This window comes from Pannonibacter sp. (assembly GCF_051860505.1).
Taxonomy (GTDB): Bacteria; Pseudomonadota; Alphaproteobacteria; order Rhizobiales; family Stappiaceae; genus Pannonibacter.
Window position 1 is genome coordinate 56,563 of record NZ_JBHYDX010000023.1, and the last position, 22,156, is coordinate 78,718.

Annotated in this window: 22 protein-coding genes; 13 read left to right on the forward strand and 9 right to left on the reverse strand. The window is 62.9% G+C overall.

The features are described 5' to 3' along the window. Positions 1 to 5: 5 nt before the first annotated feature. The 4 genes from ACTIFE_RS15830 to pheA all read right to left on the reverse strand — a co-directional run bounded on the left by ACTIFE_RS15830 (position 6) and on the right by pheA (position 5,147). Entirely contained in the window at positions 6 to 2,009 is a 2,004-nt protein-coding gene (locus tag ACTIFE_RS15830) for a putative bifunctional diguanylate cyclase/phosphodiesterase (RefSeq protein ID WP_439530128.1), read from the reverse strand. Positions 2,010 to 2,113: 104 nt separating this feature from the next. Next, the gene (locus ACTIFE_RS15835; protein ID WP_439530129.1) at positions 2,114 to 3,031 is read right to left on the reverse strand and encodes a prephenate/arogenate dehydrogenase family protein; all 918 of its coding nucleotides are present in this window, start codon (positions 3,029 to 3,031) and stop codon (positions 2,114 to 2,116) included. A gap of 78 nt (positions 3,032 to 3,109) precedes the next feature. Continuing rightward, a complete protein-coding gene (gene hisC / locus ACTIFE_RS15840) occupies positions 3,110 to 4,216 on the reverse strand; it encodes a histidinol-phosphate transaminase (RefSeq protein ID WP_439530130.1) in 1,107 nt (368 codons plus the stop codon). Between the two features lie 64 nt (positions 4,217 to 4,280). Further along, positions 4,281 to 5,147 carry a chorismate mutase gene (pheA, locus tag ACTIFE_RS15845; RefSeq protein WP_439530131.1) on the reverse strand — a complete coding sequence of 289 codons (867 nt, stop codon included), beginning with the start codon at positions 5,145 to 5,147 and terminating at the stop codon, positions 4,281 to 4,283. 318 nt (positions 5,148 to 5,465) lie between these two features. Here pheA and metX point away from each other — a divergent pair, with 318 nt between their 5' ends. Together metX and metW are read left to right on the forward strand one after the other, a co-directional pair. After that, positions 5,466 to 6,590: a homoserine O-acetyltransferase MetX gene (gene metX / locus ACTIFE_RS15850; RefSeq protein ID WP_244294006.1), complete on the forward strand. Its 1,125-nt coding sequence runs from the start codon at positions 5,466 to 5,468 to the stop codon at positions 6,588 to 6,590. Beyond that, complete coding sequence (gene metW / locus ACTIFE_RS15855) at positions 6,590 to 7,225, forward strand: methionine biosynthesis protein MetW (protein WP_106753651.1); 636 nt, start codon at positions 6,590 to 6,592, stop codon at positions 7,223 to 7,225. Before metX ends, metW begins: the two co-directional genes overlap by 1 nt. Before the next feature lie 4 nt (positions 7,226 to 7,229). Here the strand turns inward: metW and ACTIFE_RS15860 are convergent, their stop codons facing one another. Further along, a complete protein-coding gene (locus ACTIFE_RS15860) occupies positions 7,230 to 8,027 on the reverse strand; it encodes a class I SAM-dependent methyltransferase (RefSeq protein WP_439530132.1) in 798 nt (265 codons plus the stop codon). Between the two features lie 137 nt (positions 8,028 to 8,164). Here ACTIFE_RS15860 and gloB point away from each other — a divergent pair, with 137 nt between their 5' ends. Together gloB and ACTIFE_RS15870 are read left to right on the forward strand one after the other, a co-directional pair. Further along, entirely contained in the window at positions 8,165 to 8,938 is a 774-nt protein-coding gene (gene gloB, locus ACTIFE_RS15865) for a hydroxyacylglutathione hydrolase (protein WP_439530133.1), read from the forward strand. Positions 8,939 to 8,941: 3 nt separating this feature from the next. Continuing rightward, positions 8,942 to 9,382 (forward strand): cupin domain-containing protein, encoded by a 441-nt coding sequence (locus ACTIFE_RS15870; RefSeq protein ID WP_439530134.1) that lies wholly within the window; start codon positions 8,942 to 8,944, stop codon positions 9,380 to 9,382. Between the two features lie 290 nt (positions 9,383 to 9,672). On the opposite strand, the gene typA is transcribed toward ACTIFE_RS15870, so the two are convergent. Beyond that, positions 9,673 to 11,493, reverse strand: a complete 1,821-nt coding sequence (gene typA / locus ACTIFE_RS15875; RefSeq protein ID WP_439530135.1) for a translational GTPase TypA — start codon at positions 11,491 to 11,493, stop codon at positions 9,673 to 9,675. A gap of 261 nt (positions 11,494 to 11,754) precedes the next feature. Between typA and ACTIFE_RS15880 the strand changes: the two genes are divergently transcribed. The 4 genes from ACTIFE_RS15880 to folK all read left to right on the forward strand — a co-directional run bounded on the left by ACTIFE_RS15880 (position 11,755) and on the right by folK (position 14,903). Continuing rightward, positions 11,755 to 12,198, forward strand: a complete 444-nt coding sequence (locus tag ACTIFE_RS15880; protein ID WP_439530136.1) for a MarR family winged helix-turn-helix transcriptional regulator — start codon at positions 11,755 to 11,757, stop codon at positions 12,196 to 12,198. Between the two features lie 33 nt (positions 12,199 to 12,231). Continuing rightward, positions 12,232 to 13,410: a multidrug effflux MFS transporter gene (locus ACTIFE_RS15885; protein WP_439530137.1), complete on the forward strand. Its 1,179-nt coding sequence runs from the start codon at positions 12,232 to 12,234 to the stop codon at positions 13,408 to 13,410. A 147-nt stretch (positions 13,411 to 13,557) separates the two neighbouring features. Then, positions 13,558 to 14,400, forward strand: a complete 843-nt coding sequence (gene folP, locus ACTIFE_RS15890) for a dihydropteroate synthase (RefSeq protein ID WP_439530138.1) — start codon at positions 13,558 to 13,560, stop codon at positions 14,398 to 14,400. Beyond that, positions 14,397 to 14,903 carry a 2-amino-4-hydroxy-6-hydroxymethyldihydropteridine diphosphokinase gene (folK, locus tag ACTIFE_RS15895; RefSeq protein WP_439530139.1) on the forward strand — a complete coding sequence of 169 codons (507 nt, stop codon included), beginning with the start codon at positions 14,397 to 14,399 and terminating at the stop codon, positions 14,901 to 14,903. Before folP ends, folK begins: the two co-directional genes overlap by 4 nt. A gap of 67 nt (positions 14,904 to 14,970) precedes the next feature. Here folK and ACTIFE_RS15900 read toward each other — a convergent pair whose 3' ends face one another. Beyond that, positions 14,971 to 15,705 carry a glycoside hydrolase family 25 protein gene (locus tag ACTIFE_RS15900; protein ID WP_439530140.1) on the reverse strand — a complete coding sequence of 245 codons (735 nt, stop codon included), beginning with the start codon at positions 15,703 to 15,705 and terminating at the stop codon, positions 14,971 to 14,973. A 168-nt stretch (positions 15,706 to 15,873) separates the two neighbouring features. On the opposite strand from ACTIFE_RS15900, the gene ACTIFE_RS15905 reads away from it, so the two are divergent. Together ACTIFE_RS15905 and xth are read left to right on the forward strand one after the other, a co-directional pair. After that, positions 15,874 to 16,485, forward strand: a complete 612-nt coding sequence (locus ACTIFE_RS15905; RefSeq protein WP_439530141.1) for a glutathione S-transferase family protein — start codon at positions 15,874 to 15,876, stop codon at positions 16,483 to 16,485. Between the two features lie 90 nt (positions 16,486 to 16,575). Then, on the forward strand, positions 16,576 to 17,385 hold the full coding sequence (gene xth / locus ACTIFE_RS15910; RefSeq protein ID WP_439530142.1) for an exodeoxyribonuclease III: 810 nt from the start codon (positions 16,576 to 16,578) through the stop codon (positions 17,383 to 17,385). An 18-nt stretch (positions 17,386 to 17,403) separates the two neighbouring features. On the opposite strand, the gene ACTIFE_RS15915 is transcribed toward xth, so the two are convergent. Then, positions 17,404 to 18,378 carry an NADPH:quinone oxidoreductase family protein gene (locus ACTIFE_RS15915; RefSeq protein ID WP_439530143.1) on the reverse strand — a complete coding sequence of 325 codons (975 nt, stop codon included), beginning with the start codon at positions 18,376 to 18,378 and terminating at the stop codon, positions 17,404 to 17,406. 204 nt (positions 18,379 to 18,582) lie between these two features. On the opposite strand from ACTIFE_RS15915, the gene ACTIFE_RS15920 reads away from it, so the two are divergent. Continuing rightward, positions 18,583 to 19,170, forward strand: coding sequence for an RNA methyltransferase (locus tag ACTIFE_RS15920; RefSeq protein ID WP_439530144.1), 588 nt, complete (start codon positions 18,583 to 18,585; stop codon positions 19,168 to 19,170). An 11-nt stretch (positions 19,171 to 19,181) separates the two neighbouring features. On the opposite strand, the gene ACTIFE_RS15925 is transcribed toward ACTIFE_RS15920, so the two are convergent. Continuing rightward, the gene (locus ACTIFE_RS15925; protein WP_439530145.1) at positions 19,182 to 19,760 is read right to left on the reverse strand and encodes a sigma-70 family RNA polymerase sigma factor; all 579 of its coding nucleotides are present in this window, start codon (positions 19,758 to 19,760) and stop codon (positions 19,182 to 19,184) included. 207 nt (positions 19,761 to 19,967) lie between these two features. Here ACTIFE_RS15925 and ACTIFE_RS15930 point away from each other — a divergent pair, with 207 nt between their 5' ends. Both ACTIFE_RS15930 and rlmN read left to right on the forward strand, forming a co-directional pair. Further along, entirely contained in the window at positions 19,968 to 20,525 is a 558-nt protein-coding gene (locus ACTIFE_RS15930) for an invasion associated locus B family protein (RefSeq protein WP_439530146.1), read from the forward strand. A 280-nt stretch (positions 20,526 to 20,805) separates the two neighbouring features. Further along, positions 20,806 to 22,035, forward strand: coding sequence for a 23S rRNA (adenine(2503)-C(2))-methyltransferase RlmN (gene rlmN / locus ACTIFE_RS15935; RefSeq protein WP_439530147.1), 1,230 nt, complete (start codon positions 20,806 to 20,808; stop codon positions 22,033 to 22,035). Positions 22,036 to 22,156: the final 121 nt, after the last annotated feature.

Sequence of the window (22,156 nt, forward strand, 5' to 3'; positions counted from 1 at the left end):
AGGGATCAGGAAACGGAGACCGTCTTGGCTCGGCCGGTGTCCGGATGTTCGGATACCTGATTGACGGTGCGCAGGAACTCATTCAGCAAGCTCGCCGGGATTTCGATATCTGCCATGGGCTTGCCAAAGAGATAGCCTTGCAGCCGGTCGCAGGCGACCGTCTCGAGGGCCCGTGCCTGAAACACCGTTTCGACGCCTTCGATGGTCACCTGCATGTTGAGGGCATGACCAAGCGCCACTGTTGCCGACAGGATCTTCTGGACAGTCTCGGTTGACTGCGCATAGGCGGCCATGAAACTGCGATCGATCTTGATCTTGTCAAAGGGAAAACGCCAGAGATAGCTCAGGCTGGAGTAGCCGGACCCAAAGTCGTCCATGACGATGCTGACGCCGAGCGCCTTGAGCTGGCGAAGCTGCGACATGACCGTTTCATCATCGCGCAGCAACAGGGTTTCGGTGATCTCCAGTTCCAGCCGGGCCGGTTCCAGGCCGGTGTCGGCAAGGATTTCCGCGACGCGGCCCGGCAGCGTTCCCCCTTCAAACTGGGAGGGGGAAAGATTGGCGGCAATCGAAATGCCGTCCGGCCACTGCACGGCGGCCTCACAGGCCCGCGCCAGCACCCAATCGCCGATTTGCGGCAGCAGGCCAAGCTTCTCCGCAAGGGGCAGGAACTCGTTCGGCGACACCAGCCCGCCATGTCCATCCGGCAGGCGCAGAAGCGCCTCGAAGCCGACCACCTTGGCGCTTGCGACACTCATGATGGGTTGGAAGAAGAGGACGAAGTCGCTTTCCCGCGCAGCCAATCGCAGCCGGCGTTCCAGTTGCCGCCGGCGTTGCATGTCCGCTTCCATCGTGTCGCGGAAAAAGCCCGTGTCGTGGCCGCCGGCATTCTTGACGAACATCAGTGCGAGGCTCGCCTTGTGTACCAGATCACGGCCTGACGTGGCATCTTGGGGCGCCAGCGCCGAGCCGATACTGAAGGCCAGCCGAATGTCCCGCTCTTCCAGCGCGTAGGGTTCGCTCAGCCGTGCAACAAGCCGCGCGACCATGGCCTGCGCCTGCTCGCGCGAGGTGAGACCGCACTGGGCGATCAACAACTCATCGCTGCCAAGGCGTCCGACAAAATCAAGGGTTCGGACCGTCTCGCGCGCGCGCATGGCGACGAGGCGGATCAGTGTGTCGCTGAGGTCAGGACCCAGATCCTCGGCCAATGTCTTGAAACCGTCGATGTCGATGTGGTGGATCGCAAGGCCGGGCGAGGTGTCGGTGACGCCGGCAAGCCGTTTGTCGAGCTGGGCGAGAAAGGCGCTGCGGTTCAGCAGCCCGGTGAGGCTGTCATGCTGGGCGAGGAAGGTGGCGCGGGCATCACTCAGAGCCCGGGCGCGGGCCATGCGCCGCAACGCAAAGAAGGGACCGATCACCAGGGTCAACAAAAGCAGACTGATGCCGATACCGGCCGCAGTGAGTTCACGGCGGAACAGGACAGCGGTTTCGGCCTCGTCGACATAGGTCTCGACAACAGCGATCATCCGGCCATCGCGATAGATCGGCAGAAAAGTGGAGGCATAGACCGCCGGGCGACCCTCAGCGGTTCCGTCTTTCACAACGGTGAAGGGCTTGCCGGACGCCACGACCTGTGCGGCCAGCGGGTTATGGTCGGACAGTGTCTCTTCGGAGCGGATGCTGATGCCTTTCGCATCGGAGGTGAGGCGGGCCTGGCCTTCCCGGTCGAAAATTCTCACCTTGAAGACCTTGCCCATGCCCTTTGCCATCTCGATCCGATCAAGCGTTTCTGCCGAGGGAGGGGTGCCCTCGGCAATGCGTTCCAGATCCGGAATGGAGTTCGCAAGGGTTTGCGCCCAGAGCGTTGAGTGTGCTTCTGCGTCTTTCGAGATCCAGCGGTTGACGGCCATGCCGGTGACAAAGAAGGCGCCGACGACAAAGGCGATCGCGCCCAGCAGGACGCCTGCAATCAGCCGTGAATCCTTGCGTCCTGAAAACACCTGCATGCCCATCCCCTAAGGTTCTGACGGGCATTACACAGGTTAAATTGCTAAGATATCCTGAGTAAATTCATGCCGATCTGCAGCATGTCTAAGGAAATCTGAACCGCTCAGACCTTCTGGCGCCCGAAGTCAGGGGCTTCCGTTTCCTGGCCGGCCTCGATGATTGAGCGGCGGATGCCACGGGTCCGTGTGAACAGGTCGAACAAGGCCTGTCCATCGCCCCATCGGATCGCACGCTGAAGCGCTGCCAGATCCTCGGAGAACCGCGACAGCATTTCAAGGATCGCGTCCTTGTTGTGCAGGCAGACGTCGCGCCACATCACCGGATCGGAGGCTGCCAGACGCGTGAAGTCGCGGAAACCCGAAGCCGAGTACTTGATCACTTCCGACTTTGTCACAGTCTCCAGATCGTCCGCGGTGCCAACGATGTTGTAGGCGATGATGTGCGGCAGATGCGACACGATGGCGAGCACCAGGTCATGGTGCCCGGGATCCATCACGTCGACATTCGAGCCGCAGGCGGTCCAGAAGGCAGAGAGGCGGTCGACGGCGTTCTGGTCGGCCCCCTCGACCGGTGTCAGGATGCACCAGCGGTTCTGGAACAGGCTGGCAAAGCCCGCGTCCGGACCGGAGTGCTCGGTTCCTGCGATCGGGTGTCCAGGAATGAAGTGGACGCCCTCGGGGACATGAGGGGCCATCTGGGACACGACCGAGGCCTTCGTGGAGCCGACATCCGTCAGGATCGCGCCTGGCTTCAGGTGCGGAGCGATGGTGCGGGCCACTGCCTCGCTTGCGCCGACAGGAACGCTGACAATGACAAGATCAGCGTTCACGACCGCTTCGCCGGCATCGGTGCAATATCGGTCACCGAGCTGCAGCTCTTCCGCGCGGGCCAGGGTTTCCGGCGAGCGGGTGGAGATGACAATTTCCCGGGCGAGGCCTTCCTGCCGGATGATCCGGGCAAGGGAGGACCCGATCAGGCCAATGCCGACAAGGGCGATGCGGTCGAAAAGGACGCTGGACATGCTTTGATCTTGATGGGTTGCGCGGTCCGGCAAAAGTCTGCCGGACCGGAGTTCGGGCTGAGCTGACCTGCAGCAGCCTTACTTGCGGAGAAAATCAGCGATGGCGGCAATGACGGCGCGGTTGGCTTCCTCTGTGCCGATGGTCAGGCGCAAGGCATCCGGCAGGCCGTAGTTGGCCACGGCGCGCAGGATGAAGCCATGCTCCGACAAATAGGTGTCGGCATCCCTGGCGCGTTTGCCATCTGTGTCCGGGAAATGGACCAGAACGAAGTTGCCAACGCTCGGCGTGACCTTGAGGCCGAGTGCTTCCAGCTGTGAGGCGACCCAGGGCAGCCATTCGTCGTTATGGGCTATCGCCTTCTCGACAAAAGCCCGGTCCCGGATCGCGGCAATGCCGGCAGCCATGGCCGGGCCGGAGACGTTGAATGGGCCGCGAATGCGGTTCATCGCATCGATCATCTCGGCCGGGCCGAAGCACCAGCCGAGGCGGAGATTGGCAAGGCCGTAAATCTTGGAGAAGGTGCGCGTCATGATGACATTGTCGGACGTCGCCGCCAGTTCCAGTCCGCTCTCATAGTCATTGCGCCGGACATATTCGGCATAGGCTGCGTCCAGCACCAGAATCACGTGCCCGGGAAGGCCGGCATGCAGGCGCCGGACTTCATCGAAGGGCAGATAGGTGCCGGTCGGATTGTTCGGGTTGGCCAGGAAGACGATCTTGGTCTTGTCGTTGACCAGGGCGAGAATGCCGTCGACATCTGCCGTCAGGTTCTTCTCCGGAGCGACGACGGGCGTGGCGCCTGCCCCACGAATGACGATCGGGTAGACCAGGAACCCGAACTGCGAGTAGATCGCCTCGTCGCCCGGGGCGAGATAGGTGTTGGCGATCAGGGTCAGGATCTCGTCCGACCCGGCACCGCAGATGATACGGTCGGGGTTGATCCCGGTGACCTCGCCGATAGCCTCGCGCAGGGCGCTGGAAGAGCCGTCCGGGTAAAGCTCGAGCTGGCCTGCGACCGCAGCGATGGCGGCCTTTGCGGCCTCGCTTGCGCCAATGGGCGACTCGTTGGACGACAGCTTGTAGACCTTCGCTCCGCCGCTGGCCTTCGACTTGCCGGGCACATAGGGGGCGATGTCAAGAATGCCGGCGCGCGGGGTCGGGCGGCTCTTGGTGCTGTTGCTCATGTCAGTTCCTCAACTCAAATCGTGTCTGGCCGGCTTGGCGGCCTCAAGTCAGCACAGCGCCGGACTATTCTGCTTCGGCGCCAAATTCTTCGTCATTGTCCAGATCAGTCTCGATATCGATGGGCGAAGCGTAGCCGCCGACGTATCGAATGACATCCGGTTCCGCCCCGGCCGCTGCGCAAAGGGCGAGGACGTCGCCTTCGCTCAGGTCACCGGAGGCCGCCAGAAGCGCGTCCACGCCCTCTGCCGTGCGGAAGAAGCTCAGCACTTCAAGGCCGCTGTTCATCAGGTTGCCGGGCAGGATGCCGGTCCAACGCGCATCGAACACCGCAGTATCGACGGTGGCTGCATCCGGGATCGGGCGGCTGATGACAACGGCATCGAGATCCGCCGGGCGGTCATGGGCGACGAAGAACGGCAGGCGGGCGATGATCTGTGCGCCGTCAACGCCGAGGCCGCGCCACCACGGCACTTCCGCGCGTTCGGCAAGCGAGATGATCCCGAGATCCGAATGGGAGGCCGCCACTGTTCCCACCACATCGGCCGCATCGCCGGGCGATTCCATCTCGACGGAAAATCCGAAGTAGTAACGGGCGAGATCGCGCATGTCGGCGATATCGGCGCCGCCGTCCAGATGCACGGCAAAGTCGCCCTGCAGACGGGTGCAGGAAGTGATGATCTCGCGCCAGATGTGCTCGACAGTGGTTAGCGGCAGGGTGCCCGAATGTCGTTCGACCAGCCGGCGCATCATGTCTGCCTCGCGATCCGGGCGGAACATGACGGCGTCCGCTCCGCTGGCGCGTTTTGCGGCCACAATGCCATCGATCACCCTCACGCGCTCCATGAGCAGGCGGTGCAACTCGGCATCGATTGCATCGATGCGCTGGCGCAGGGCGTCGAGGGCCGATGAGGGGGCCTGGTCGTTGGTCATGACGGGATGGGCCTTCCTGAAACTGCTGTCCTCGCGGCGGATAGTCATAGGCAGGAGCCATCCGGAAAGCAAAAGAAAACATTGACACCACAGGGCGCGCAACCCTAGCTAACAGCCCCTTGAAACGGGTGGTTTGTCCATGCCATCCCCTGTAAGACAGGCGCGAAACGGTCCTTTTGAACGGGACCCAAAACAGGGACGTTGCTGCGGACAATGAGCGACATACCAGTCCAGGACAGTCCTGCCCCAGCCGGTCTCACTCCGGCGGATCTTGAGCTGGCACAACGGCGCGAGATCGACACGCCCAGCAGCCAGTGCATGCGCTGTGGTGCCGAGGATGCTTTGCCGCTGGATTCCGGCGTTATCCTGTCGCCCTGGCAGATCGCCTATGAGACCTATGGAACGCTGAACGATGACCGTTCCAATGCCATCCTGATCTGCCATGCCCTCACGGGCGACCAGTATGTGGCCTCGACCAACCCTGTGACCCGCAAGCCCGGCTGGTGGACGTCGCTGGTCGGACCCGGCAAGCCGGTGGATACGGACCGCTATTTTGTCATCTGCTCGAATGTTCTTGGCGGCTGCATGGGCACGACAGGCCCGGCCTCGACCGATCCGAAGACGGGCGCGCCTTACGCACTGACCCTGCCCCTGGTCACGATCCGCGACATGGTGCGTGCGCAGGCGCGGCTGGTCGAGCATCTGGGCATCGACACGTTGTTTTCGGTGATCGGTGGTTCCATGGGCGGCATGCAGGTGCTGCAGTGGGCCTCGCTGTTTCCGCAGAAGGTGTTCTCTGCGATCCCGATTGCGGCCGGCGCCCGGCACTCGTCGCAGAATATCGCGTTTCACGAGGTTGGGCGGCAGGCGGTGATGGCCGACCCCGACTGGTGCGGCGGCGCCTATCTCAGCGCCGGACGGCGGCCGAGCAAGGGCCTGTCCGTAGCGCGCATGGCAGCGCATATCACCTACATGTCCGACACGTCGCTGCACCGGAAATTCGGCCGCAACCTGCAAGACAGGGAAGCGCTGACTTTCGGTTTCGACGCGGATTTCCAGATCGAGAGCTACCTGCGGCATCAGGGCATGACCTTTGTCGATCGCTTCGATGCCAACTCCTATCTCTATGTCACGCGGGCGATGGACTATTTCGATCTGGCGGCCGAGCATGGCGGATCGTTGGCCAAGGCATTCCTGCGGACCAATACAAGGTTCTGCGTGATTTCCTTCACCACGGACTGGCTGTTCCCGACCTCGGAGAGCAAGGCGGTGGTTCGGGCGCTCAACGCGGCGGCGGCAAACGTGTCCTTTGTCGAGGTGGAAAGTGACCGGGGCCACGATGCCTTCCTGCTGGATGAGCCGGAGATGTTCCGCACTGTACGCGGTTTCCTGACTGGCGCGGCGCGTGCGCGCGGAATTCCGGCCCCCGGAGGAGCTGCCTGATGGGTATCGAGTTGTCATCTGTTTCCGGCCTGCCGCAGGTGCGCGGCGACCATCTTGTCGTTTGCGACCTGGTGCCGGAAGGCGCGCGGGTGCTGGATGTCGGTTGTGAGGACGGGGCCTTGCTGCAGCTTCTCACCGAGCGGCGGCATATCGATGGGCGCGGCATCGAGCTGTCGCAGAGCGGCGTGAACAAGGCCGTAGCGCGCGGGTTGTCGGTGGTCCAGGGCGATGCCGACATGGACCTGTCGGACTATCCCGACAACGCCTTTGATGTGGTGATCCTCAGCCAGACGCTGCAGGCGACGCGGGATCCGAAAGGCGTCCTTGAGCAGCTCTTGCGAATCGGCGGCCAGGTCGTGGTCTCGATCCCGAATTTTGCGCATTGGCGCAACCGCATGCAGCTGTTGTGGCGCGGGCGCATGCCGGTGACCAAGTATCTGTCCTATCAGTGGTATGACACGCCCAACATCCACTTCTGCTCCATCCGGGATTTCGTCGCGCTGGTCGAGGAAATGGATGCGACGGTGGTCAAGGCGGTTGCCCTGAGCGGTCGCGGTGAGCGGATCGGGTTTTCGGCGCCCTGGTGGCTGTGGAACCTGATCGGTGAACAGGCTGTCTTCCTGCTGAAGCGCTGAGGCGTCAGCGGGATCGTGGCTTGCGCCGGACATGCGGGTGCCGGGCTGAGCCAGGGCCCGCCGGCTTCATTCCGGTCGTGACGCCTTCGGGCACGAAGACGGGCCGCAGGATGCGCAGCATGCTCTTGCCGTTTTCCGTCTGCACACCGCGATGGAGGCGTTTTTCCGCTTCGATCACCAGAATGCCGCCAAAGGCTGGCCATAGCGCGCGCCCCAGAGCTTCCCACGTCCGGGCGCTGCGCAGGATAAACTTGGATCGGCTCGGAGGCAGATACAGTGCTTCTTCCTTCGCAATAACGTCGAACTGGCATGTCTTCAGTAAGCTCTGGATCTGTCCCTTGGAATAGGGGCGGCCATAGCCGAAGGGGGATGTTTCCGACTGCGACCACAGGCCGCTGCGATTGGGCACGATGACGATCAGCTTGCCGCCAGGCACCAGAACCCGCCAGGCCTCGCGCAATGTGGCGGCCGGGTCGCCGCTGAAATCCAGCGCGTGGACGATGATGGCCCGGTCGAACACAGCATCTGAAAATGGCAACTGGTTCACCTCGACCAGGACGGCGCCATTGGCCCGCTCCCGTGGCCAATGCACGCAGCCCTGCTGGGCCGGCATGGCCGCAACACACCGGGCCGCCTCATCCATGTAGGGGCGCAGGAATGGGCCGGCATAGCCGAGGCCAAGCAGCGCTTCGCCCTTCGCACTTGGCCACAGGGCGCGGATCCTGGTTCCGACGAGGCTGCGCAAAAGGCGGCCGAGCGGAAGATCGTAAAAGGTTCTGAGGTCGGCGACGTCGAGATACATGGGCCATCCGCTTCTGGTCGGCGCGATTGAACCTTGCCTTGCCCGGCAACGCAAGCCGTTATGCCGTCGCGCTTTTGCTTGCCCCCGCGCCGCCGCTTTGCCACTCTCCGCCCGACCAACGGCACAGGGAGCCCACAATGACACGCCTCGCCCGGCGGCAATTCATTTGCCTTACCGACAATTACGGCGTCCTTCTCAAGGATGAAGTCAGCCACACGGTCATTGCCATCGACGTGCCTGATGCGGCTCCTTACCTTCAGGAACTGCGCGAAACCGGCTGGAGGCTGACGCATATCCTGATCACCCATCATCACTGGGATCACGTCCAGGGGCTTAGCGCTCTAAAAGAGGCAACGGGCGCAAAAGTGATCGGTCCTGCCCTGTCGAGAGACAAGGTCCAGGATCTCGATGACGTCGTCGAGGACGGCGATACGCTCAACCTGGGCGGATTGCGCGTCGATGCCCTGGCGACGCCCGGGCATACGCTGGACCAGATTTCCTGGCACTTTCCGGAAGGCGGTGTGGCGCATACCGGCGACACGCTGTTCTCGCTCGGTTGCGGGCGGGTGTTTGAAGGGGACCTGGAGATGATGTGGGCGTCGCTGGCCAAACTTATGCGTCAGCTGCCCGATGAAACCGTGATCTACTGCGGTCATGAGTATACGCTGTCGAACGGGCGGTTTGCTCTGGCGATGGATCCGGACAACGCCGCATTGCGGCAGCGGGTGCAGGAGGTGGAGCGGCTGCGCAGCGAACACCTGCCGACGCTTCCGACGACCATGGCGCGGGAGAAGGCACTCAATCCGTTCCTACGCGCTGGCGATCCCGCGTTTGCCGAGAAACTTGGCATGGCGGGTGCCGCCCCGGCTGAGGTCTTTGCCAAGTTGCGCATTGCAAAGGACACGTTCTGAACCATGCACCTGACCGATCTTTCCCTCACCGAAGTCATTGACCGCCTTGGCATGCAGCCTCACCCGGAAGGGGGCTTCTATGTCGAAGCCTTTCGGGATAGCGAAACCGACGAGACCGGGCGCCCGGTCTCGACTTCGATCTATTTCCTGTTGCCTGAAGGGGTGGTCTCGCGCTGGCACCGGATTGATGCCGTGGAAGTCTGGCATTGGTACGGCGGCGCGCCGCTTGAGCTGTTCATCAGCGAAGATGGCCAGACCGCCAAGCTGGTGACCCTCGGCGACAACCTGCCGGCCGGCCAGCATCCCCAGGCGATCGTTCCGCGCCATGCCTGGCAGCAGGCGCAGAGCCTTGGCGACTATACGCTCGTCGGCTGCACGGTCGCGCCCGGCTTCATTTTCGACACTTTCGAGATGGCTCCGGATGGCTGGGAGCCGGGCCGCTGACGGAAAAAGTTTGATCAAGAAGCAAATGGCCGCGCGGTGAACGGGCGGCCGTCAGACTGCTGACAAACCCTCCATCGTCATCCCGGACGCAGCGAAGCGGAGATCCGGGACCGGAGGGCCAAGGTCTCTCCGAGGGTAACTGATTGAAATCGAGAGGCCTCGACTCTCCGGTCCCGGCTCGGCGCTGCGCTTGACCGGGATGACTTCGGAGAGGTCGAGGTTTGTCATTAAACAAAAGGGCCGCCCGGTGATGGGCGGCCCTTTGGATTTTCCAGATAACCGAGCCTGGCTCAGTTGCCCTTGGAGGCCGAGCGCTCGGCGCGTTTGCGGTCGTTCGGGTCCAGCAGGGCCTTGCGCAGGCGAATGCTCTTCGGGGTCACTTCCACCAGCTCGTCATCGGCGATGTAGGACAGCGCGGCTTCAAGGCTGAGGCGGATCGGGGTGGTCAGCTTCACGGCCTCGTCCTTGCCGGCGGCACGGATGTTGGTGAGCTGCTTGCCCTTGAGGATGTTCACTTCGAGGTCATTGCCACGGGTGTGCTCGCCGATGATCATGCCCTGGTAGACCTTGACGCCCGGCTCGATCATCATCGAGCCGCGATCTTCCAGGTTGAACATGGCGTAAGCTACCGCTTCGCCGTCGCCATTGGAGATCAGCACACCGGTGTGGCGGGTCGGAATGTCGCCCTTGTACGGGGCGTATTCGTGGAACACGCGGTTGAAGATGGCGGTGCCACGGGTGTCTGACAGCAGCTCGCCCTGGTAGCCGATGAGGCCACGGGTCGGCGCGTAGAACTGCAGGCGCGTGCGGCCACCACCGGACGGACGCATCTCGCGCAGCTCGCCCTTGCGTTCGGACAGTTTCTGCACGACGACGCCGGAGTGTTCCTCGTCGACGTCGATGGTGACTTCCTCGATCGGCTCGAGACGGTTGCCCTTCTCGTCGAACTGGTACACCACGCGCGGACGACCGACGCAGAGTTCGAAGCCTTCGCGGCGCATGTTTTCGATCAGGATGGCGAGTTGCAGTTCGCCGCGACCGGCCACGACGAATGCATCGCCCTCGGCAGTGTCTTCGATCTTCAGCGCGACGTTGCCTTCGGCTTCGTCCATCAGGCGCTTGCGGATCACGCGGGACTGGACCTTGTCGCCCTCGGTGCCGGCGAGCGGGCCGTCGTTGACAAAGAAGGTCATCGAGAGGGTCGGCGGATCAATCGGCTGGGCCTTGATCGGAAGGCTCACGTCCATCGAGCAGAGCGTGTCGGCGACGGTGGCTTCCTGCATGCCGGCAATGGCGATGATGTCGCCAGCTTCGCCCTTTTCAATCGGCTGGCGCTCCAGGCCACGGAACGCGAGCACCTTCGAAATGCGGCCGGTCTCGACAACCTTGCCTTCGCGGGACAGGGCCTTGATCGGCATGTTCGGGATCGCTTCGCCGGCGACAATGCGGCCGGTCAGGATGCGGCCCAGGAACGGGTTGCTCTCGATCGTGGTGGCCAGCATCCGGAACGAGCCTTCTTCGGCCGTCGGTGCGGGGATGTGCTTGATGATGAGATCAAACAGCGGGGCCATGGATTCGGCCGGGCCGGACGGGTCGTTGGCCATCCACTCCTGCTTGGCAGAACCGTAGATGACCGGGAAGTCCAGCTGTTCTTCGTTGGCATCCAGGGCTGCGAAGAGGTCGAATACCTCGTCGAGCACTTCCTCGGCGCGCTGCTCCGGCTTGTCGATCTTGTTGATCGCCACGATCGGCTTCAGGCCGAGCTTCAGCGCCTTGCCGAGCACGAACTTGGTCTGCGGCATCGGGCCTTCTGCGGCGTCCACCAGCAGGACCACGCCGTCGACCATGTGCAGGATGCGCTCGACTTCGCCGCCAAAGTCAGCGTGGCCAGGCGTGTCGACGATGTTGATGCGGGTGTCGTTCCAGACGAGGGAGGTCACCTTTGCCAGGATCGTAATACCGCGCTCACGCTCCAGGTCGTTGGAGTCCATCATGCGCTCTTCCGTGCGCTGGTTGTCGCGGAAGGAGCCCGACTTCTTGAGAAGGACGTCGATCAGGGTGGTCTTGCCATGGTCGACGTGGGCGATGATGGCGATGTTGCGCAGGTTCATTAATGGCTCCAAAAGACACGACGGGCCGTGGCCCGCAGGCGCGTGTCCTTGCATAGTGGCTCCCCGCCATCAGGCGGCGGGACGAAAAGTCGCGCTCTGTATAGTGCGGAAGCCGGATTTGTGCAACGCGGCAGCTTCACTTGACGTGATGTCGAGGCGGGTGTAGTTAATAAGGAAACCTTACTATCAGTTTGTCTTATCAAAATGACCGACAATGCCGCTTCTCAAAGTTGGCCTGAACCGCTGGATCCGCCCCTTGGGTTGCTGCTGACGGATGTTGCCCGGCTGCTGCGGCGCCGCCTTGATGTCGCGCTGGAACAGGTCGACACCGGCCTCACGCCGGCAGAGGCGCGGGCCATCAACATCATTCGCCGCATGCCCGGCCGGCGGCAGGGCGTGCTTGCCGAACTGATGGGGATCGAGCCCATGAGCCTCGTCGGTCATCTCGACCGGCTGGAGCAGGGCGGTATCATTCGCCGGGTCGTCGATCCGGGTGACCGGCGGGCGCGGATCATCGAGCTGACCGATGCGGCCGCTCCTGTTCTGCTGCGCATCGATGAAGCGTTGGCCCGGGTGAGGATGGAACTGACCGCCGGTCTCGATGAACCGCAGACCGAACAGCTTCATGCCCTGCTGCTGCATGTCAAGTCCAGCCTGGGCGAAGCTGATGCCCGGCCGCAACCGATCTTTCCCTGCTTTGAATGAAGGTGCGCAATGCGTGACCAGTCGATACCCTTGATGAGTGAACGGCGAACGGCTGCCCTTGGCGCCGCGCTTGTTGCCATCGGTCCGGTGACCATGGCGCTCTACACGCCGGCGATGCCCGTGCTCGCAGAGGCATTCGACACCAGCCGGTCGATGATCAAGCTGACGTTGACGGCCTATTTTGCTGGCTTTGCCCTGACCCAGCTGTTCTGCGGTCCGCTGACCGATGCGTTCGGGCGGCGACCCGTGACCTTGGCTTTCCTGCTGTTGTACCTTGGCTCGACGTTGCTTGCGACCTTTGCCCCGACCGTCGAGTGGATGATCGTCGCGCGGACCTTGCAAGGGGTTGGAGCGGCTGTCGGCATTTCGGTGTCCCGGGCGATCGTGCGCGATCAGTTCACCGGGCAGACGTCGGCGCGGATCATGAATGCCATCGGCACCATGCTGGCCATTGGTCCGGCGGTTTCCCCGACCATCGGTGGCCTGACGCTGGAGTATTTCGGCTGGCGTGAGATCTTCTGGTTCATGGTCGTCTACGGCGTCGTCCTGATGCTGGCGGTTGCGCTCTGGATGGCGGAGACGAACCGCTTTATCGACCGGGCCAACCTGCGCCCGGCGCGGCTTGTTGCCAACTATCGCGCTCTCTTGCGCGATCCGCAGTTCTTGCGGCCCAGCCTTCTGGTCGGGTTTGGCATTGGCTCGATCTACACGCTGGCGACGATCCTGCCCTTCGTCCTGATCGACCGGATCGGCCTGTCCCCCAGCCAGTTCGGGGTTGGCATGATGGTCCAGTCGGGCTGCTTTATCAGCGGAACACTGGTGACAGGGCGGCTGTTGCGGCGTGTGGATGCAGATCGGCTCATTCCCTACGGGCTGGCCGGGCTCGTTCTGGCCTCCCTGGCGATGGTTACAACGAACCTGCTGCTGCCACCGTCCTTTCTCGGTGTCATGCTGCCCGTTGGGCTGTTCGCCTTCTCTCTGGCCACCGTATTGCCGGCTGCGATGACTGCGTCCCTGCAGGGGTTTCCGCAGATGGCCGGAGCAGCGGCCTCGATGACCGGGTTCCTGCAGTTCGGAACCGGGATCCTCGGCAGTCTCCTGGCGGCCTGGCTCGGGGATCCCTATCTCGCGATGTTGATCGTGGCGCCGGGCATGCCCTTGCTGGCAGTGCTGTCCTATCTCGCCCTGACCCCGCTTGCGACGCCTCGGTAGCAAGATCATGTCGGATTGCTGCCGGCCAGTGCCGTGTCGTGGCTTGACCTTGGCCAGGGGACGCGCGATGACGCTCGGCCTTGACGTTCAAGCTTGTCCGGGTGCCCGTCCCGGCCGTCGCAGGGGCCTTTGAGGAACTTCACCGTGATGGCGCATAAACACTACATCCTGCCCTCGGCCGGCAGCCGATGCCACGTCATGGGCATTTTGAACGTCACGCCGGATTCCTTTTCGGACGGCGGCCGTCATGCGGCAGCCGGAGCAGCCCTTGAGCATGCCAAGGCGATGATCGCCGAAGGTGCTGACATCATCGACATTGGTGCCGAGAGCACCCGGCCAGGGGCTGTCGCCGTCGATGCTACTGCCGAGTGGGCGCGGCTGGAACCGGTTCTGGAACCTGTGATCGCACTTGGGGTCCCCGTTTCCATCGACACCTACAAGGCCGCAATTGCCCGCAGGGCCTGTGCGCTCGGCGCGGCCCTCATCAATGACGTCTGGGGCCTGCAGAAGGACCCTGCCATGGCGGATGTGGTGGCTGAGGCTGGCGTTCCGGTGGTGATGATGCACAACCGGCTTGAGGCCGATGCGTCCATCGACATCCTTTCGGATATTAACCGGTTCTTCGAGCGCTCGATGGAACTGGCGGAGCGGGCCGGCATTCCGCGCGCGCGGCAGGTGCTCGATCCGGGCTTCGGTTTCGGCAAGACGGTGGACCAGAACTATCTTGTCCTGAACCGGCTCGAAAGCCTTGCCAAGCACGGGCTGCCGATCCTCGCAGGCGCCTCGCGCAAGCGCATGATCGGCGCCGTTCTGGACGTTCCGACCGAGGAGCGATTGTTCGGGTCGCTTGCCGTGCATCTCCTGGCTGCCGAGCGGGGGGCGGTGATCGTGCGGGTGCATGATGTCCGGCCACATGTCGAGGCGCTGACCATTCAGGCTGCCATGCGGCGCGAGGCAGGTGCCGGCGAACCGGTGAGGACAGGGCATTGACGCATGTTGCGGGCGCCTGGCAGCGCGCGGCGCTGGGCCTTGGCTCAAATATGGGCGATCCAAAGGCCAACCTTGCCCGGGCCATCGCCCTGCTCGACGCCAGTCCCGGCATCCAGGTCCGCGATGTTTCGCCGGCCTACCGCACGCCGCCGTGGGGACCTGTCCCGCAGGATGACTACCGCAATATCTGCCTTGTCATCGAAACGACGCTCGCGCCGGTCGATCTGCTGCGCCGCTGCCTGGCGGTCGAGAAGCTGATGGGGCGGGTGCGGGATGTGCGTTGGGGGCCGCGTCTCATTGATATCGACGTGCTGTTGTATGAAGATACCAAGCTCGATCATCCCGAGTTGACTGTCCCGCATCCGCGCATGGCCGAGCGGGCTTTCGTGTTGGTGCCTTTGGCCGATGTCTGGCCCGATGCGGTGATCGGGGAGGGCCTGACGGTCGCTGGTGCTTTGGCCTCCTGCTCCGGTCGGGAAGGCGTCATCCGCCTCGAGGACTGAGATCTCGCCTCAAGGAAAACGCCCGGAAAGCCGGGCGTTTTTGTTCGCGATCCTATTGTGGTTCACGTCACGGGTTCGGCAACTCGCCGCGCAGCCACTGCTGCCACTGTCGCTTGGTACCGAAGAAGACGTTGCGATCGACATCTCCCTTGATGCCGGGGACGCGGCCTTCGGCGGTGTACTGCCAGAAAACCCAGTCGTCCCGCTTCGTGTACATGTGCATCGGGTGTCGCGCCACCGAGCGGATCCAGAAGTCATGCGCCGTGAAGTGGCCGACAAGAATTTCGCGGTGGAAGTCGACGGTCGTGTAGACCACCGGACGCTTGCCGTAATGCGCCTGCAGGGCATCGAGGAAAAGGGTCATGTCGGCGACGATCTTGCCCTGTGGCGGACGGGTCCGGCAGGTCTTGGACTCGCCGTTCCACTCCATGTCCAGCACGGGGGGCAGGGCTGCGGGATCGACCGGAACGTTCTGGATGAACCAGGCGATCTGGTCCTCTACCGGCCGGCAGAAGTAATAGAAATGGTAGGCGCCGCGCGGCACGCCGGCGGCCCTGGCCGCGTTCCAGTTTTCCACGAACTTCGGGTCGACGAAGTCACCGCCCTCCGTCGCCTTGATAAAGGCAAACTGGGTGCCGGCCTTGCGCACGGTGTGCCAGTCGATATCGCCCTGCCAGCGGGAGATGTCGATGCCGTGGATCGGGAAATCCGACGGCACAGGATCCCGGTCCTCGTAGGACGCGCAGGCTGTGAGCGAGAAGGTCAGCAGGAAGACGGCCAGACGGCGCGGGAACGCGAGCACGGGAACCCCTCAGGTTAACGAAATACAAAGACTGAGCCTCAAAATGCGGCAAATTCCCTAACGGACCGTAGAGAAATCGTGGCGGGAATGGGGCATTTGTGATCGGCGCTTCGGTGTGGTCTTGTCTGGCGCGGACCGGCCAAGGGGGCAGGACGCGGGAGAACGGCAATGGATGGCATCACACTGTATGGCGCACTCAACTCGGGGCATTCCTTCAAGGTGCGGCTGTTGCTGCTGATGGCCGGGGTACCCCATCACTATGTCGCGATCGACATCAGCCAGCCCCGCGATGCCCGTCCGGCTGATTTCCGAAGCATGTCGCCCTTCGGTGAAGTTCCGGTGCTGGTCGAAGACGGCACGAGCCTGGCGCAATCGAATGCGCTTCTCCTGCACCTGTCCCGGCAGACAGGCGTGCTCGGAGCCGAAGACGAGGCAGGATGGACAGCCATTACGTCCTGGCTGTTCTGGGAGGCAAACCGGATCGGCCGGTCCTACCCGAACCTGCGCTGGTATCGCCGGTTCGACGACAGCGGTGATCCTGCCCTGGTGCGCTGGTTTGAAGAAACGGCCCGGACGGATCTCGACCGGATGGAACGCGAACTTGCCTCACGTGCCTTCCTCTTGGGGCGCCCCACCATCGCGGATCTCTCGTTGGCGGCTTATCTGCTCTATGGCGATGATATCGGTCTCGACATGAGCGGGTGGCCGGCGGTGATGGCCTGGCTTGACCGGATCCGCGCGTTGCCGGGCTATCGGCCGCCGCTGGACATCATGGGCTGAGGTCGGTCCAGGGCCCTGGAAAACGCTCTAGGCTTGCCTGGACAAGCCGCTTATGAATGGCACTCCTGCCTTTTGCTTCCGGATTCGCCCATGACCGACCACCTGACGATTGCCACCTGGAACATCAATTCCGTCCGTTTGCGCATGCCGATTGTCGAGAAGTTCCTGAGCGAGCAGGCGCCGGATGTCCTGTGCCTGCAGGAAACCAAATGCCCGGACGCGAACTTTCCGGAAGGGGCTTTCCGCAAGCTCGGCTACGAGCATCTGGCGATCAACGGGCAGAAGGGCTACCACGGCGTGGCGATCGCCTCGAAGCGCCCGCTATCGGACCTTGAACGCCGCGACTTTTGCGGCAAGGGCGATGCGCGGCATCTGGCCGTCAGCGTGCCTTTCGGCGGGGATCAGGTCCGTGTGCACAATTTCTACGTTCCGGCCGGCGGCGACGAACCTGACCGCGAGATCAACGACAAGTTCGGCCACAAGCTCGACTTCATGGCCGAGATGCAGGCCTGGTTGATCGGGGCAGAGGCGACCAGGCCGGCGGTTGTGGTCGGCGATCTCAATGTCGCGCCCTATGAGCACGATGTCTGGTCCCACAAGGCGCTGTTGAAGGTCGTGTCGCACACACCGGTCGAGACGGAGTTGTTCGAGGCCATTCGAACCGGCGGCGACTGGGTCGATGCCATGCGCCAGATCGTGCCGATGTCCGACAAGCTCTACACGTGGTGGAGCTATCGGGCGAAGGACTGGAACGCGGCAGACAAGGGGCGCCGGCTTGACCATGTCTGGCTGTCGCGCCCGCTTGCCGGCGCGTTGAAGGAGACCATGGTGCTGCGCGAGGCGCGGGGCTGGGAGAAGCCCTCGGACCACGTGCCGGTGATCGCAGTCCTGGAGGCCTGAGCGGGCGCTTCCCCCGCCTCAGGGCCTGACGATGATCTTGCCACGCACCTTGCGGTCTGCGATCTCCTGGATCGCTTCCGCTGTTCGGTCCATCGGATAGATCGCGTGGATATGTGGCTTCAGCTTGCCCTGGCGGACCCAGTCGAGGATCTGCGTCATGTTCGACCAGTGGCCTTCCGGGTCGCGGATGATCGCTTCGCCCCAGAACACGCCCTGGATGTCGCAGCCCTTCAGCATGACGAGGTTCAGCGGGATCTTCGGGATTTCGCCCGCGGCAAAGCCGACGACCAGATAGCGGCCTTCCCAGGCGGTGGCGCGCAGCGCCTGCTCCGCCATGTCGCCGCCGACCGGATCATAGACAACGTCAGCGCCCATGCCGCTGGTCAGGGCCTTGAGCCTCTCCTTCAGCGGTTCGTTTGCATAGTTGATGGTCTCATGGGCGCCGAGGCTGCGGGCGAAGGCGAGCTTGTCGTCGGAGGATGCGCAGGCGATCACCCGGGCCCCCATGATGTTGGCGATCTCGATGGCGGCCTGCCCGACACCGCCGGCCGCGCCCAGGACGGCGACCGTCTCGCCTTCCTGCAGTTTCGCCCGGTCCCGGAAGGCGTGCAGTGTTGTGCCGTATGTCACCGAGAGGCCTGCAGCAGCCTCGAAGGAAATGCCGTCCGGCATCGGCACAAGATCGTCTTCGATGGCGATGACAACTTCGCGGGCGGCTCCAAAGCGGATGTAACCGATGACCGGGTCACCCGGGCGGAACCGGTCAACATCATCGCCGATCGCCTCGACCACACCGGCAAACTCGGCGGCCGGAGAAAACGGCAGCTCTGGCCGGATCTGGTACTTGCCCTCGATGATCAGCGTGTCGAAAAAGTTGAGCGCGAAAGCCTTGACGCGGACTTTGACCTCACCTGGTCCCGGTTGAGGATCGTCCAGCGTTTCGAGTGTCAGGCTGGATGCCGGTCCAAGACTGCGGCACAAAACGGCTTTCACGATCATTTCCCCCCGGAAATCCCGAATAACGTAGCGTATTGCCTAGCATGGCGCGGGCTCTGCGGAAAGATTCCGCGTTGCAAAAGATAACGAGGCTCTGTGCTTGAACCGATCCGGATCGTCGGGCAAACAGACCGAACGAACCAAGCGGGTCACGTCAACGTGATATGTGCCGCAATCAGGGAACCAGGAAAGCAGCCGGCGATGCGTGGATATTTTGCAGTAGGGGCGGAAGGCCTGTCGAAACGGATGAACCTCGGCAACCTGATGCGCTCGGCCCACGCCTTCGGCGCCAGTTTCTTTTTCACCGTTGATGCCGGCCCCGCGATCCGGCGTGCGCCGCGCTCGGACACATCGAACAGCCCGGATCATCTGCCGGTGTTTTCCTGGGACACCGTGGAGACAATGGACCTGCCGGCGAAGTGCCAACTGGTTGGCGTCGAACTGACCGATGATGCGATTGATCTGCCGAGCTTCATGCATCCCTTGCGGGCGGCCTATGTGCTGGGGCCGGAGCGGGGCTCGTTGTCTTCAGCGATGCTGTCCCGTTGTGATCATGTGATCCGGATCCCGAGCAAGTTTTGCATCAATGTGGCGACTGCAGGGGCGATTGTTCTCTATGACCGGCACCGTGCGCTTGGCCGCTACGCCGATCGGCCTGTTGCCTCAGGCGGGCCGAAGGGAGACAAGGCGGCTCACGCCCATGGTGGCCCCATTTTTCGCAGTGGTCGGCAGGTGCCTGGATGGGAGCGCGGCGGCGGGGCGGACAGTTCCGGCGAACCGGTGGAGTAAATCTGCCGCCTTCAGTCGATATCGACGGCAGTATCGGCCTCGAGCAGTTGCCGCAGCCGGGCAAAGGCAAGGCGGATGCGGGACTTGACCGTTCCGAGCGGCAGGCCGGTCTGTTCGGCAATCTCGCTGTGCGACAGGCCCAGGAAAAACGCCTGCCGGACAACCTCGCGCTGGTTCTCTGGCAATTGGCTGATCGCTGCCCTGACCCGCTCTTCCCGCAGGCCAGCATCCATCTGCACATCAACATCTTCGGGGGCTGAGGGATGCAGTGACGGGTCTTCGGCGTCCAGCGCTCCGGACTTCTGGCGCCGGAGGGCATCGATGCGGCGGTTGCGGGCGATGCGGAACAGCCACGTGCTGGCCGAGGCCTTGGAGGCATCGAACAGGGCAGCCTTGCGCCACAGGATGACCATCGCTTCCTGCGCGATTTCCTCGGCCGTGGCCGCATCGCTTCCCAGCTGCATCAGGTACCCCTTGATGCGCGGTGCGAAGTGATCGAACAACTCGGCGAATGCAGCCTGATCCTGAGACTGCGCAACCTGTTCGATCAGTTTTGAAAAATACTGCGCCTGAACCACCGCAGACTTCACTCCCAGACCTTGTGTCTTGCGTACGTGCTCGCCGGTGTAACCGGTTTTGACGTCACACTCTCGCCCGATTTATGCAGCCAGCGTGCTCGAATTGGGAGCCAATAATACCGACTGCGACGACAAGCGCCATCCGTGAGATTGGCTTTCAACCCTTTCGTAACCGTCTTTAAGGTAGGCTTAAGCCACTGTTTATAAGCCGGTAGGCGTTTGAATAAAATCGAAGCGAATAACGCGCAAGGAAACGGTGTGGAGATGATGCAAGCACGTACACTGGTTACCGCCGGTCTGTTCCTGGCCCTGTCCGGTGCTGCCGCCTTCGCCCAGGCCCCGACGCCGCTGGGTGAACCGACTCGGGATTGGGCAGCTTTCACGCATTCAAGCGGGGGCGGCAAGGTCTGCTTCGCGCTGACGCGGCCGAAGGTGATGGCCCCGAGTGACCGAAATCACGGAGAAGTGTTCTTCTTCGTTTCGACCCGCAAGGCTGAAGGCGTGGCCAATGAGCCGAGCTTTCAGGTTGGTTATCCCTTGAAGGAAGGGACGCCGGCGGTGGTCGATATTGATGGCAAGACCTTCAATATGTTCACCAAGGGCGATGGCGCCTGGGTGGAAAACGCAGCAGCAGAGCAGCAGCTTGTCGCGGCCATGAAGGCCGGCAAGAAAATGTTGATCAAAGCTCAATCGGCCCGCGGGACTGCAACCAGCTATGAATTCTCGCTGGCAGGCGTTTCCGCTTCTGTCGACACAGCCGCCAAGGCTTGCCGCTGACGTTCCCTTCCTGCGGGCCCTTGCCTGGGCCCGCCTGGAATTGCACCTGGTTTGTTCCGGAGGAGCTGTTCTCACTCCGGGGCATCGGCCTCCTGTGTCGGCAGCCCGGTTGATTTTCTCGCGATTTTGTGGTTCTTCACCTGCGAAAGGTCGTGGCTCCGTGAGGATGCCGCGCCATTTTTGTTTGAGGCGCGGAGTTTCCCTTCGGGAAGCCGTGCGGCGCAGGTGCCCAGGTGGCGGGATGCGCCCTATCCCTTGAAGCAGGACAGAAGCGACTGATATGGCGATCACGCTTGACCTTGCGCAGCGCGCAGACAACTCCCGGCCGGCGTCTCCCGTCTTGGCACCGAACCTTGTTGCCGCTCCGGAAAAGCCGACCCTGATCGGTCTTGATCGCGCCGGGCTTGCCGAGGCAATGGCCTCGATCGACATTCCCGAGCGCCAGCGCAAGATGCGGGCTCAGCAGCTGTGGCATTGGCTTTATGTGCGCGGCGCCTCCGATTTCGGTCAGATGACCAACATTGCCAAGGACCTGCGCGTCACGCTGGATGATCACTTCAGCATCGCCCGGCCGGAAATCGTATCCGAACAGATCTCGGTCGATGGCACCCGCAAGTGGCTGTTTCGCTTTCCCCCGCGTGGCGCAGGTCGCCCCGTCGAGATCGAGACTGTCTACATTCCGGAAGAAGGCCGCGGCACGCTTTGCGTTTCCTCTCAAGTTGGATGCACGCTGACCTGTACCTTCTGCCATACCGGCACCCAGAAGATGGTGCGCAACCTGACCTCGGAGGAGATCCTGTCGCAGGTGCTGATCGCGCGGGACCGTCTCGGTGATTTCCCAGATGCAGCGACACCGCAGGGCGCGATTGTTCCCTCCGAAGGCCGGCTCGTGACCAATGTGGTCATGATGGGCATGGGTGAGCCGCTCTACAATTTCGACAATGTGAAGCAGGCGCTGCTGATCGCGTCGGACGGCGACGGTCTGTCCCTGTCCAAGCGCCGCATCACGCTCTCGACTTCTGGCGTGGTCCCGGAAATTGCCCGGACGGGCGACGAGATCGGCTGCATGCTGGCGATTTCGCTCCACGCCGTGCGCGATGACCTGCGTGACGTGCTGGTGCCGATCAACAAGAAGTGGCCGATCAAGGATCTGCTGGATGCCTGCCGCCGCTATCCGGGCCTGTCCAATGCCAAGCGGATCACGTTCGAATATGTGATGCTGAAGGGCGTCAATGACAGTGACGCAGATGCGCGCGAACTGGTGCGGCTGCTGGCAGGCATTCCGGCCAAGATCAACCTGATCCCGTTCAACCCCTGGCCGGGCTCCGAATATGAGTGTTCCGACTGGGAGCGCATCGAGCATTTTGCCGATATCGTCAACCGTGCCGGCTATGCCTCACCGATCCGTACCCCGCGCGGCCGCGATATCTTTGCCGCCTGCGGTCAGCTGAAGTCAGCCTCGGAGCGCATGCGCAAGAAGGACCGCGACGCGCTGGATGGCGCGGCCTGATCTTGCGGAGTTGAGTGACAACAGGTCGAGGCCGCCCATTGGGCGGCCTCAGACTGCTGACAAACCCTCTATCGTCATCCCGGGCGCAGCGGAGCGGAGACCCGGGACCGGAGAGCCAAGG

What these genes read in the sequence shown, in the direction of transcription:
- ACTIFE_RS15830 (WP_439530128.1), bottom strand. Translation starts at nt 2,009, where the DNA reads ATGCAGGTGTTTTCAGGACGCAAGGATTCACGGCTGATTGCAGGCGTC.
- ACTIFE_RS15835 (WP_439530129.1), bottom strand. Translation starts at nt 3,031, where the DNA reads ATGTCCAGCGTCCTTTTCGACCGCATCGCCCTTGTCGGCATTGGCCTG.
- hisC (WP_439530130.1), bottom strand. Translation starts at nt 4,216, where the DNA reads ATGAGCAACAGCACCAAGAGCCGCCCGACCCCGCGCGCCGGCATTCTT.
- pheA (WP_439530131.1), bottom strand. Translation starts at nt 5,147, where the DNA reads ATGACCAACGACCAGGCCCCCTCATCGGCCCTCGACGCCCTGCGCCAG.
- metX (WP_244294006.1), top strand. Translation starts at nt 5,466, where the DNA reads ATGCGCTGTGGTGCCGAGGATGCTTTGCCGCTGGATTCCGGCGTTATC.
- metW (WP_106753651.1), top strand. Translation starts at nt 6,590, where the DNA reads ATGGGTATCGAGTTGTCATCTGTTTCCGGCCTGCCGCAGGTGCGCGGC.
- ACTIFE_RS15860 (WP_439530132.1), bottom strand. Translation starts at nt 8,027, where the DNA reads ATGTATCTCGACGTCGCCGACCTCAGAACCTTTTACGATCTTCCGCTC.
- gloB (WP_439530133.1), top strand. Translation starts at nt 8,165, where the DNA reads ATGACACGCCTCGCCCGGCGGCAATTCATTTGCCTTACCGACAATTAC.
- ACTIFE_RS15870 (WP_439530134.1), top strand. Translation starts at nt 8,942, where the DNA reads ATGCACCTGACCGATCTTTCCCTCACCGAAGTCATTGACCGCCTTGGC.
- typA (WP_439530135.1), bottom strand. Translation starts at nt 11,493, where the DNA reads ATGAACCTGCGCAACATCGCCATCATCGCCCACGTCGACCATGGCAAG.
- ACTIFE_RS15885 (WP_439530137.1), top strand. Translation starts at nt 12,232, where the DNA reads ATGAGTGAACGGCGAACGGCTGCCCTTGGCGCCGCGCTTGTTGCCATC.
- folP (WP_439530138.1), top strand. Translation starts at nt 13,558, where the DNA reads ATGGCGCATAAACACTACATCCTGCCCTCGGCCGGCAGCCGATGCCAC.
- ACTIFE_RS15905 (WP_439530141.1), top strand. Translation starts at nt 15,874, where the DNA reads ATGGATGGCATCACACTGTATGGCGCACTCAACTCGGGGCATTCCTTC.
- xth (WP_439530142.1), top strand. Translation starts at nt 16,576, where the DNA reads ATGACCGACCACCTGACGATTGCCACCTGGAACATCAATTCCGTCCGT.
- ACTIFE_RS15920 (WP_439530144.1), top strand. Translation starts at nt 18,583, where the DNA reads ATGCGTGGATATTTTGCAGTAGGGGCGGAAGGCCTGTCGAAACGGATG.
- rlmN (WP_439530147.1), top strand. Translation starts at nt 20,806, where the DNA reads ATGGCGATCACGCTTGACCTTGCGCAGCGCGCAGACAACTCCCGGCCG.